The sequence below is a fragment of the Georgenia sp. 311 genome (genome assembly GCF_006151955.1).
Lineage (GTDB): Bacteria > Actinomycetota > Actinomycetes > Actinomycetales > Actinomycetaceae > Oceanitalea > Oceanitalea wutianyii.
Map to the genome: position 1 here is coordinate 9,643 of NZ_VDFS01000035.1, position 11,658 is coordinate 21,300.

The 11,658-nt window shown below is 71.8% G+C and carries 10 protein-coding genes; 8 read left to right on the plus strand and 2 right to left on the minus strand.

Translation table 11 applies throughout. The features are described 5' to 3' along the window. The first annotated feature begins 268 nt into the window (after positions 1-268). From FHE66_RS05850 to ilvC, 3 genes are all read left to right on the plus strand, one after another. On the plus strand, positions 269-2,104 hold the full coding sequence (locus FHE66_RS05850; RefSeq protein ID WP_139072040.1) for an acetolactate synthase large subunit: 1,836 nt from the start codon (positions 269-271) through the stop codon (positions 2,102-2,104). Between the two features lie 13 nt (positions 2,105-2,117). Continuing rightward, positions 2,118-2,642: an acetolactate synthase small subunit gene (gene ilvN, locus FHE66_RS05855; protein ID WP_139072041.1), complete on the plus strand. Its 525-nt coding sequence runs from the start codon at positions 2,118-2,120 to the stop codon at positions 2,640-2,642. Between the two features lie 63 nt (positions 2,643-2,705). Continuing rightward, positions 2,706-3,734, plus strand: coding sequence for a ketol-acid reductoisomerase (ilvC, locus tag FHE66_RS05860; protein WP_139072042.1), 1,029 nt, complete (start codon positions 2,706-2,708; stop codon positions 3,732-3,734). Positions 3,735-3,797: 63 nt separating this feature from the next. Here the strand turns inward: ilvC and FHE66_RS05865 are convergent, their stop codons facing one another. Beyond that, positions 3,798-4,919: a ScyD/ScyE family protein gene (locus tag FHE66_RS05865; RefSeq protein ID WP_139072043.1), complete on the minus strand. Its 1,122-nt coding sequence runs from the start codon at positions 4,917-4,919 to the stop codon at positions 3,798-3,800. Positions 4,920-5,118: 199 nt separating this feature from the next. Then, positions 5,119-5,640, minus strand: a complete 522-nt coding sequence (locus tag FHE66_RS15985) for a DUF4870 domain-containing protein (protein ID WP_218013628.1) — start codon at positions 5,638-5,640, stop codon at positions 5,119-5,121. Positions 5,641-5,716: 76 nt separating this feature from the next. Here FHE66_RS15985 and FHE66_RS05880 point away from each other — a divergent pair, with 76 nt between their 5' ends. The 5 genes from FHE66_RS05880 to FHE66_RS05900 all read left to right on the plus strand — a co-directional run bounded on the left by FHE66_RS05880 (position 5,717) and on the right by FHE66_RS05900 (position 11,568). Further along, complete coding sequence (locus FHE66_RS05880; RefSeq protein WP_139072044.1) at positions 5,717-6,292, plus strand: ASCH domain-containing protein; 576 nt, start codon at positions 5,717-5,719, stop codon at positions 6,290-6,292. Between the two features lie 43 nt (positions 6,293-6,335). After that, on the plus strand, positions 6,336-7,391 hold the full coding sequence (locus tag FHE66_RS05885; RefSeq protein WP_139072045.1) for a 3-isopropylmalate dehydrogenase: 1,056 nt from the start codon (positions 6,336-6,338) through the stop codon (positions 7,389-7,391). Positions 7,392-7,502: 111 nt separating this feature from the next. Beyond that, the gene (locus tag FHE66_RS05890; protein ID WP_139072046.1) at positions 7,503-8,597 is read left to right on the plus strand and encodes a branched-chain amino acid aminotransferase; all 1,095 of its coding nucleotides are present in this window, start codon (positions 7,503-7,505) and stop codon (positions 8,595-8,597) included. A gap of 229 nt (positions 8,598-8,826) precedes the next feature. Beyond that, positions 8,827-10,446 (plus strand): citramalate synthase, encoded by a 1,620-nt coding sequence (gene cimA, locus FHE66_RS05895; protein ID WP_139072047.1) that lies wholly within the window; start codon positions 8,827-8,829, stop codon positions 10,444-10,446. 72 nt (positions 10,447-10,518) lie between these two features. Continuing rightward, a complete protein-coding gene (locus tag FHE66_RS05900) occupies positions 10,519-11,568 on the plus strand; it encodes a biotin/lipoate A/B protein ligase family protein (RefSeq protein ID WP_139072048.1) in 1,050 nt (349 codons plus the stop codon). Positions 11,569-11,658 lie beyond the last annotated feature (90 nt).

An 11,658-nucleotide genomic window follows, 5' to 3' on the forward strand; every position in this document is an offset into this window, starting at 1 on the left:
AGGCATCGGTTCGGGGAGGCAGCGAATCGCGGGCGGGAGGTCGCGCCATGTCCAGGGACCGGGACCAGAATCCAGCATATGAGACAGAACGGAGGGTCTGGCGTGGTCGGGGCTACAGTTCACGGCATGCAGCAGGACGTCGTACTTCGTCGGCGCGCAGCCAACCGCTAAGCCGGTCCGCTGCGCGCAGCCCTTCGCACCCCCGCGGGTCGAAGGGTTTTTTGTTGCCGCTCTGCCGCTCCACCACCGAGGTACCAGGAGGGTCACCATGGCCAAGGGACCAACCCCGGCGCCGCCCCGCACCGCGCCGAGGCCGCCGCTCGCCCCCACCACGCCCGCCCCGCGGGCGATCGTCGAGGAGGTCGACGGCGCGAAGTCGATCGTCCGGTCGCTCGAGGAGGTCGGCGCGGAGGTCATCTTCGGGATCCCCGGCGGCGCGATCCTCCCGACCTACGACCCGCTGTTCGACTCCACCCGGCTGCGCCACATCCTCGTGCGCCACGAGCAGGGTGCCGGGCACGCCGCGACCGGCTACGCCGCCGCCACCGGCAAGGTGGGCGTCTGCATGGCGACCTCCGGCCCGGGCGCGACGAACCTCATCACGGCGCTCGCCGACGCGAACATGGACTCGGTCCCCGTCGTCGCCATCACCGGCCAGGTCGGTGCGAGCGCGATCGGCACCGACGCCTTCCAGGAGGCCGACATCGTCGGCGCGACGATGCCGCTGACGAAGCACTCCTTCCTCGTCACCGACCCCGACGAGATCCCCGCGCGCATCGCCGAGGCCTTCCACATCGCCTCGACCGGCCGTCCCGGCCCGGTGCTCGTCGACATCGCCAAGAGCGCCCAGCAGTCGTCCACGATGTTCCGCTGGCCCCAGCAGCTCGACCTGCCCGGCTACCGGCCGGCCGTCAAGCCGCACTCGCGCCAGGTGCGCGAGGCTGCGCGCCTGCTCGCCACCTCCCGGCGCCCGGTGCTCTACATCGGCGGCGGCGTCATCCGCGCCCAGGCCTCGGCCGCCCTGCGCCGGCTCACCGACCTGTCCGGTGCGCCCGCGGTCACCACGCTCATGGCCCGCGGCGCGCTGCCCGACTCCCACCCCCAGCACCTGGGCATGCCCGGCATGCACGGGTCGGTCGCGGCCGTCGCCGCCCTCCAGCAGGCCGACCTCATCGTCACCCTCGGTGCCCGCTTCGACGACCGCGTCACCGGTCGGCTGTCCTCCTTCGCTCCCAAGGCGACGGTGATCCACGCGGACATCGACCCCGCCGAGATCTCCAAGAACCGGCACGCCGACGTCCCGATCGTCGGCGACCTCGCCGACACGATCCCCGACCTCGTCACCGAGCTCATCGCCGCGCACGAGCAGTTCGGCAAGCCGGACATCGAGGACTGGTGGCGCCGCCTGGACGACCTGCGCGAGACCTACCCGCTCGGCTGGACGCCGACCGCCGACGGGCTCGTCGCACCCCAGCACGTCATCAGCCGGATCGGCGAGATCGCCGGCCCGGAGGCCATCTACGCCGCGGGTGTGGGACAGCACCAGATGTGGGCGGCGCAGTTCATCCGCTACGAGCACCCCCGCACCTGGCTCAACTCCGGCGGCCTGGGGACGATGGGCTACGCCGTCCCCGCCGCGATGGGTGCCAAGGTGGGCCGACCGGACGCCACCGTGTGGGCGATCGACGGCGACGGCTGCTTCCAGATGACCAACCAGGAGCTCGCGACCTGCGCGATCGAGGGGATCCCGATCAAGGTCGCCGTCATCAACAACTCCTCCCTCGGCATGGTCCGCCAGTGGCAGACGCTCTTCTACGACGGCCGGTACTCCAACACCGACCTCAACACCGGCCACGAGACGGCGCGCATCCCCGACTTCGTCAAGCTCGCCGACGCCTACGGCTGCGTCGGCCTGCGCTGCGAGTCGGTCGGCGACGTCGACGCGACGATCAAGCGGGCGATGGAGATCGACGACCGACCCGTCGTCGTCGACTTCGTCGTCAGCCGGGACGCGATGGTGTGGCCGATGGTCGCAGCCGGCGTGGGCAACGACGACATCCAGTACGCACGAGGGCTCACCCCCTCGTGGGACCGCGACGAGTGAAGCGAGGAACCCGATGAGTACCCGTCACACCCTCTCGGTGCTGGTGGAGAACAAGCCCGGCGTGCTCACCCGCGTCTCCGCCCTGTTCGCCCGCCGCGCCTTCAACATCCACTCCCTGGCCGTGGGCCCGACCGAGCACCCGGAGATCTCCCGGATCACGGTCGTCGTCGACGCCGCGGAGCTGCCGCTCGAGCAGGTGACCAAGCAGCTGAACAAGCTCATCAACGTCATCAAGATCGTCGAGCTCGAGCCCGACGCCTCGGTCCAGCGGGAGCTGCTCCTCGTCAAGGTCCGCGCCGACGACGCCTCGCGCACCGCCGTGCTCCAGGTCGTCGAGCTGTTCCGGGCGCACGTCGTCGACGTCGCACCGGACGCCGTGACGATCGAGGCGACCGGCTCGCACAACAAGCTCCAGGCCCTCCTCACGGCCCTCGAGCCGCACGGGGTCCGCGAGATCGTCCAGTCCGGCACCGTGGCGATCGGCCGCGGCGCCCGGTCGATGACCGACCGCGCGCTCGAACGCGTGCGAACCGCCTGACCCATACTTGACCCAGCGCCGGCCCGCCGGCCCGATCCACCACCGACACCAGGGAGAACCACTGTGGCTGAGCTGTACTACGACGACGACGCCGACCTGTCCGTCATCGCCGGGAAGAAGGTCGCCGTCATCGGCTACGGCAGCCAGGGGCACGCGCACGCGCTGAACCTGCGCGACTCGGGCGTCGACGTCACCGTCGGCCTGCGCGAGGGGAGCTCGTCGGCGGCAAAGGCCACGGACGAGGGCCTCAAGGTCGCGAGCGTCGCCGACGCCGTCGCCGGCGCCGACGTCGTCGTCATCCTCGCCCCGGACCAGGTGCAGCGCAGCCTGTACGCCGAGCAGATCGAGCCGAACCTCAAGGCCGACGCCGCGCTCCTCTTCGCGCACGGCTTCAACATCCGCTTCGGCTACATCAAGCCGGCCGCCGGGCACGACGTCATCATGGTCGCGCCCAAGGGCCCGGGCCACCTCGTGCGCCGCGAGTACGAGGCCGGGCGCGGCGTGCCGGTCATCGTCGCCGTCGAGCAGGACGCCTCGGGCCACGCGTGGGACCTCGCGCTGTCCTACGCCAAGGCGATCGGCGGCCTGCGCGCCGGCGGCATCAGGACGACCTTCACCGAGGAGACCGAGACCGACCTGTTCGGTGAGCAGGCCGTGCTGTGCGGCGGCACCTCCCAGCTCGTCCAGTACGGCTTCGAGGTCCTCACCGAGGCCGGCTACCAGCCCGAGGTCGCCTACTTCGAGGTGCTCCACGAGCTCAAGCTCATCGTCGACCTCATGTGGGAGGGTGGCATCGCCAAGCAGCGCTGGAGCGTCTCCGACACCGCCGAGTACGGCGACTACGTCTCCGGCCCGCGGGTCATCACCCCCGAGGTGAAGGAGAACATGAAGGCCGTGCTCGCCGACATCCAGTCCGGCGCGTTCGCCGACCGCTTCATCACCGACCAGGACGCCGGCGCGCCGGAGTTCAAGGACCTGCGCGGCAAGGGCGAGCAGCACCCGATCGAGAGCACCGGTCGCGAGCTGCGCAAGCTCTTCTCCTGGGTCGAGGACCGCGACTCCGACTACACCGAGGGCAGCGCCGCGCGCTGACCTCCGCACCGCCACGAGGCGCCGGTCGGGACGTCCCGGCCGGCGCCTCGCGCGTTGGCGGTGCTACCAGCCGCGGTAGCTGTACCGCACGAGGGCGCCCTCCCCGAAGGTGCCCGTCGTCGCGTAGACGGTGCGCCCGTCGACGGCGACGTCCGCGGGGGAGTCGGCGGCGAAGAGGGTCGTGGCCCGGTTGCGGAACGGCGGGATGACCGAGACCTCCCCGCCGAACATCTCGGCGACGAGGATGGCGCCCGTCGGGGTGATGGCCAGGCCGGTGGCCCCGTGGAGGTTGCCGGTGACCTCGAAGGTGGGGCCACCGCGGGCGCTCACCCGGTAGACGCTGCTCAGCGGCACGATCTCCCCGACGCTGCCGCCGAGGGTCGTGACGTACAGCCCGCCGTCCCAGCCGCGCTGGACGTCGGTGGGGACGGGCTCGGCGACGAACTGCTTGCCGACGACGCAGTCAGGGATGTCGGCCCCTGGCATCTGCCCCTCGAGCGCCGCCTCGATCTCGGCGGTGAACCGGACGGACTTGCCGGGCAGGACGCCGACGGTGGAGATGTCCCCGGTCCGCTCGTTCACCTTGAGGATCGCGTTGGCCGCGGCGTCGGCGACGTAGATCGTGCCGTTGTGGGCGTCGAGCTGGTAGCCGTGCGACTCGACGATCCCGGTGTAGCTGTCGAGCGGGATGCCGACCTGCTCCTCGAAGGCGGCGACGTCGGCGGCACACTGCCCTCGCAGGCCGCGGAAGCCGTAGGTCTGCCCGGCGTCGGGGTTGTCGGCGATCTCGTGGGCCCACAGGTCGTCGCTGACGACGGTGCGCTCACCGTTGCGGGTCCGCACGACGTGGGTCGTGGGAGTACCGCTGCTGAGGTCGCTCTCGATGTGGTAGGTCGCGCCGCGGTCGTAGGTGACGCCGACGAGCTCACCCGTGTCGGGACCACCGGGGAGGGTGTGGAGGTTGGTGACCGTCCCGGCCCGGTCGACCTTGGACAGGGTGTTGGCGAAGGTCTGGGTGACGTAGACGTCGCCGCGGTTGCCGACCGCGAGCGTGAGCGGGCCGATGAGGCCGCCCGCGACCACCTCGGGCTCGCGGGCCCGGTCACCGGCGTGTGCCGGGACCGAGAGAAGGGTGGCGGTCAGGGCGAGGACACTCGCTCCGGCGGCCAGGGTGCGCTTGCGCATGGACTCCTCCAGGCGTGAGAGAAGGCGGACGTTTCTCCCTGGTGGGACGTCCGGTCCACGGGTGCGCGGCGGCGGGCTGCCTGGGCCCGCCTCGCCCGCCCGTCTCCGCCGGGACAGCGCGAGGCTATGCCCGTTCACAGGGCATGGGAAAGGGGGGACCGGGGAGGATTCGGGCGAACCACCCCGGCATCACCCCGGCTCAGTTGAGGATCGGCACCTGCCACGGGTAGCGGTAGATCTCTCCGCGGCTGGCCGCGATCGCACCCTTGATCGAGAGCACGAGCTGGGCGATGAAGATGCCGATGAGGACGACGACGGCGACCGGGATGAGGATCACCGTGATGACGCTGATCCAGGCGAGGATGCTGACGACCCACACGGTGACGTTGAAGTTGAAGGCGCTCGCGGCGGCGTTGCGGATGAGCGGGCCCCGGTCGCGCCACACCAGCCAGACGACGAGCGGGCCGAGGAAGCTGAGCCAGCCGGCGCTCACCACCATGGCGATGAGCGGGGAGAGGTGGGCGATGACGGCGATGGTGCGGTCGTCGCCGCTCGGCTGCCCGCCGTAGGGCGGCTGCTGCCCGTAGCCGTAGGGCTGCTGCCCGTACCCGGGCGGCTGCTGCCCGTACCCGTGGGGCTGCTCGCCGTAGGGCTGCTGACCGTAGGGCTGCTGGCCGAACGGGTCACCACCGGGCTGCTGGGGAGGGGGAGGCGTGGACATCGTGGCTCCTTGGTCGCCGTTCGCTGCTGCTCCAAGCGTACGCACGGACGGGCCGCGGGACTGGCACACTCGGCACATGAGTGAGCACACCGAGCCGGAGCTCGACCACGACGACGCCCGCGACGCCGCCGTCGCCTCCTACTGGGCGACCGCCCGCAAGCGCGCGGGCCTCAACCGGCTCGACGTCGTCGTCGGCCAGCAGGCCCTCGGGGCGGTCCAGCCGCCCGCGTGGTCCTTCGGCTCCGGCTCCGAGGAGGCCGACTCGCTCCTCGACCTCGTCCTCGCCGGCCGCAAGACGGCCACGGCCAGCGCGGAGAGCCCGTACTCGGCGCAGGGCGTGCCGGTCCCGGTGCCCGGTGACCTCTCGATCATCCTCGACGGCGCCGGACGGCCCCGTGCGCTCATCGTCACCACGGAGGTCGAGGTGCGTCCCTTCCGGGAGGTGGACGCCGAGCACGCCGCCGCGGAGGGGGAGGGGGACCTGTCCCTCGAGCACTGGCGCACGGTCCACGAGCCGTTCTTCGCCGCCGAGCTGGCGGAGGCGGGTCTGCCCTTCGACGCGGACGTCCCGGTGGTCCTCGAGCGCTTCAAGCTGCTCGACCCCAAGCCGCGCCGGCACCACGAGGACGTCCGCGAACCTGTCACTACGTGAGACGACCGTCCCGATGGGCGGACGGCGGTCTAAGGTGGCGCGCATGACGCGCACCATCGACCTCGCAGTGATCGCCGGCGACGGGATCGGACAGGAAGTCGTCGCCGAGGGCCTCAAGGTCCTCGACGCCGTGGTCTCCGGGCAGGACGTCACCGTCCGGACCACGCCCTACGACCTCGGCGCCGCCCGCTGGCACCGGACTGGGGAGACCCTCACCGCCGAGGACCTCGCCTCGCTCCGCGGCCACGACGCCATCCTCCTCGGCGCCGTCGGCGACCCGAGCGTCCCCAGCGGCGTGCTCGAGCGGGGCCTGCTCCTGCGTCTGCGCTTCGAGCTCGACCACTACGTCAACCTGCGCCCCTCCCGCCTCTTCCCGGGCGTCGACTCCCCGCTGGCAGCCCCGGGCGAGGTCGACTTCGTCGTCGTGCGCGAGGGCACCGAGGGCCCTTACGTCGGCAACGGCGGCGCGATCCGCGTGGGCACCCCGCACGAGGTCGCCAACGAGGTCAGCGTCAACACCGCCTTCGGCGTCGAGCGCGTCGTGCGTGACGCCTTCGCCCGTGCCGCGGCCCGCCCGCGCAAGAAGCTCACGCTCGTCCACAAGCACAACGTGCTCGTCCACGCGGGCCACCTGTGGCGGCGCACCGTCGAGCGGGTGAACGCCGAGTTCCCGGACGTCACCGTGGACTACCTCCACGTCGACGCCGCGACGATCTTCCTCGTCACCGACCCCTCGCGGTTCGACGTCATCGTCACCGACAACCTCTTCGGCGACATCCTCACCGACCTCGCCGCGGCCATCACCGGCGGCATCGGCCTGGCCGCCTCGGGCAACGTCAACCCCGACCGCACCTCGCCGAGCATGTTCGAGCCCGTCCACGGCTCCGCGCCCGACATCGCGGGCCAGGGCAAGGCCGACCCGACCGCCACCGTGCTGTCGGTCGCGCTGCTCCTCGACCACCTCGGGTACGGCCAGGAGGCCGCTCGCGTGGAGGCCGCCGTGGCGGCCGACATCGCGAACCGCGGCACCGCCACCCGCTCGACCAGCGAGGTGGGCGACGCGCTCGCGGCGGCCGTCTCCGCCGCCGTCCCCGCCTGACGGCACGTGGCCGGGTCCGCCCGGCCAGCGGCGCCCGAGGGGCTACCCTCGGATCCGAACTCACCAGCACCCGCCCCGGCGGATGACCCGATGGACCGCTGGAGGCCCGCCATGACCACCGCACCCGCCGACTACGCGATCGTGCCGAGCTCCCACCCGCGCACGACGGCCCAGCGGACGGCAGCCCTCGAGCGGCTGAGCTTCGGCGTCGAGTTCACCGACCACATGGCCCGGGCGACGTGGACGCCGGAGGAGGGCTGGCAGGGGCACCGGGTCGAGGCCTTCGCGCCCCTGGAGCTGTCCCCGGCGGCGGCGGTCCTCCACTACGCGCAGGAGATCTTCGAAGGGCTCAAGGCCTACCGCCACGCCGACGGCTCGGTGTGGGCCTTCCGCCCGGAGGCCAACGCCCGGCGCTTCGCGGCGTCCGCGCGTCGGCTGGCGATGCCCGAGCTGCCCGAGGAGGACTTCCTCGCCTCGATCAGCGCGCTCGTGGAGACCGACCTCGAGTGGGTGCCCTCGACGGAGGGCGCGAGCCTGTACCTGCGGCCCTTCATGATCGCCACCGAGCCCTTCCTCGGCGTCCGGCCGGCGCAGCGCTACGAGTACCTCGTCATCGCCTCGCCCGTCGGCCCCTACTTCGTCAACGGCTTCCAGCCCGTGTCGATCTGGGTCGCGCAGGACTACCACCGCGCCGGTCCCGGCGGCACCGGCCACGCGAAGTTCGGCGGCAACTACGCCGCGAGCCTGCTCCCGCAGCAGCGCGCCAACGCCCAGGGTTTCGACCAGGTGTGCTTCCTGGACGCGGCGACCCGCACGAACCTCGAGGAGCTCGGCGGGATGAACGTCTTCGTCGTCGACGAGGACGGAGTGGTCCACACCCCGGCGCTCACCGGCACCATCCTCGAGGGCGTCACCCGCTCCTCGATCCTCACCCTCCTCACCGAGGAGGGCCTGGAGGTGCGCGAGCGCGACATCCCGCTCACCTGGCTGCTCGACGGCGTCCGCGACGGCTCCGTGCGCGAGGTGTTCGCGTGCGGCACCGCGGCGGTCATCACCCCGATCGGCCGTCTCGCCGGTGAGTCCTTCGACGTCACGGTCGGGGACGGGGCTGCCGGCCCGGTGACGAGCCGGCTCTTCGACCGGCTCACCGACATCCAGTTCGGGCGGGCGCAGGACCCCCACGACTGGATGCGCCGCCTCGCCTGAGGCGCGCCCGCCATCCGGACCCGTGGTCCCGGTCACCGAACATGTGTCATCATGACGCCATGCAGCTCCGGCTCATTATCGGCTAGCGCACGCGGCACCGACCCCGCCACGTGCGCAACCTCCCGTACCCCGGGAGGTTTTTTTGTTGCCGGCCGCGGCGAGAACCCGCGCCACGCCCCCTCGGCCGGGGGAGCAGGACTGTCACCGCTGGACCAAGGGAATGGGAACGATGAGCACGACGACGCGCCTCTCCTCGCTGGGTGAGCTCACCATCGACGTCTACGACACGACCCTGCGCGACGGCGCGCAGCAGGAGGGGATGAACCTCTCCGTGGCGGACAAGCTCGCCATCGCCTCGCTGCTCGACGAGCTCGGTGTCGGCTACATCGAGGGCGGGTGGCCCGGCGCCATTCCCAAGGACACCGAGTTCTTCGCCCGGGCCGCCAAGGAGCTCGACCTGCGCCACGCGCGGCTCGCGGCCTTCGGCTCGACCTGCAAGGCCGGCACCACCCCGCACGACGACCCCCAGGTGCGGGCGCTCGTGGACTCCGAGGCGCCGGTCGTGACGATCGTGGCCAAGAGCGACATCCGGCACGTCGAGCGGGCGCTGCGCACGTCCGCCGAGGAGAACCTGCGGATGATCACCGACACCGTGCGCTACCTGCGCGAGCAGGGCCGCGAGGTCATCCTCGACGCCGAGCACTTCTTCGACGGCTACCGCTTCGACCGTGGTTACGCCCTGTCCGCCGTCACCGCGGCCCTCGAGGCGGGCGCGGAGGTCGCCGTCCTGTGCGACACGAACGGCGGGATGCTCCCGGGCTGGGTGCACGAGATCGTCGCCGACGTGCGCACCCAGGTGGACGGCCGGCTCGGCATCCACGCCCACAACGACACCGGGTGCGCCGTGGCCAACTCCCTCGCCGCCGTCGAGGCCGGCGCCCGGCACGTGCAGGGCACGGTCAACGGCTACGGCGAGCGCACCGGCAACGCCGACCTCGTCACCGTCGTGGCGAACCTCGAGCTCAAGCACGGGGTGCGCACCCTCGCCGGCGACGGTCTGCGCGAGTCGAGCCGCCTGTCCCACGCGATCAGCGAGATCACCAACATCAGCCCCTACGGGCGCCAGCCCTACGTCGGGGCCAGCGCCTTCGCCCACAAGGCCGGCCTGCACGCCTCGGCCATCCGGGTGGACCCCGACCTGTACCAGCACATCGACCCGGTCGCCGTCGGCAACGACATGCGCATGCTCGTCTCCGAGATGGCCGGGCGGGCGAGCATCGAGCTCAAGGGCCGCGAGCTCGGCATCGACCTGTCCGGGCGACCGGACGTGCTCGGCAGGGTCACCGAGCGCGTCAAGGCGGCCGAGGCGCAGGGCTACACCTTCGACGCCGCCGACGCGTCCTTCGAGCTCGTCCTGCGTGAGGAGCTCGACGGCACCCGGCCGCGGTACTTCACCGTCGAGAGCTGGCGGGCGATGGTCCAGACGCTGAGCCAGGACATCTCCCTCACCCAGGCAGAGGCCACCGTCAAGCTGCACACCGGCCGCGGCCGCGTCGTGTGCACCGGCGAGGGCAACGGCCCGGTCAACGCCCTGGACCACGCGCTGCGCCAGGCGCTCGTCGACGTCTACCCCGAGCTCGAGGACTTCGAGCTCATCGACTTCAAGGTGCGCATCCTCGACACCCAGTCCGGCACGGACGCCACGACTCGGGTGCTCATCGAGACCTCCGACGGCGTCCACTCGTGGAGCACCGTCGGCGTCGGGCCCGACATCATCGAGGCGAGCTGGGAGGCCCTGGTCGACTCCGTCGTCTACGGGCTCCTGCGCCGCGACGTCTCGCCGCGCTGACCACCGGGGCGCGAGGGGTCCTGCCGGGGTGCGCTCGCGGCGCGGGCCGCCGGCCGGGCTAGGGTGGGCAGCGTGCGCGGTGAGTACAAGGTGCCAGGAGGCAAGCTGGTCGCGGTCGACCTCGACGTCGTCGAGGACCGGTTGCGCGACGTCAGCGTGTCCGGGGACTTCTTCCTCGAGCCAGACTCGGCGCTCGCCCTCATCAACGGCGCGCTGGAGGGGATGCCCGCCGACGCACGCGCCGAGGACCTCGCCCGCGCCGTGAACGGGGCGCTCGGCCCGGACGTCGCCATGGTCGGCTTCGACGCCGAGGCGGTCGGGATCGCGGTCCGCCGAGCCCTCGGCCGGGCGACGAGCTGGGCCGACCACACCTTCGACGTCATCGGCCCGCGGACGATGCACCCGGCGATGCACGTCGCCCTCGACGAGGTCATCCCCGCGGAGGTCGCCGCCGGCCGCCGTCCCCCGGTGCTGCGCATCTGGGACTGGGACGCCCCGCTCGTCGTCATCGGCTCCTTCCAGTCGGTGCGCAACGAGATCGACCCGGAGGGTCTGGCCCGCCACGACATGATGGTCGTGCGCCGCATCTCCGGCGGCGGGGCGATGTTCATGGAGCCCGGCAACTGCATCACCTACTCCCTCGTCGTGCCCACCTCGCTCGTCGAGGGGCTGAGCTTCGAGCGCTCCTACGCCTTCCTCGACGACTGGGTGCTCGGCGCGCTCAAGGACGTCGGCGTCACTGCCCGCTACGTCCCGCTCAACGACATCGCCTCCGACGCCGGCAAGATCGGCGGGGCCGCGCAGAAGCGGTTCGCCAGCGGCGTCGTCCTGCACCACGTGACGATGAGCTACGACATCGACGCCGACAAGATGCTCGAGGTGCTGCGCATCGGCCGGGAGAAGCTGTCGGACAAGGGGACGAAGAGCGCGAACAAGCGCGTCGACCCCATGCGCTCGCAGACCGGGATGGCCCGGGCCGACATCATCGACGCGTTCATCGCCCACTTCGAGGGCCGGTACGACACCCGCCGCTCGGACTACACCGCCGAGGAGCTCGCGCGGGCCGAGGAGCTCATGCGCACGAAGTTCCTCGACGACGCCTGGACCAACCGGGTCCCCTGACCCTCACACCTCCCTTCCACCCCTTTCCCGTCGAGAGCTGGATCGTGCACCGTGCAGGATCCAGCTCTCGACGCATGAAGGGGTGGGGAG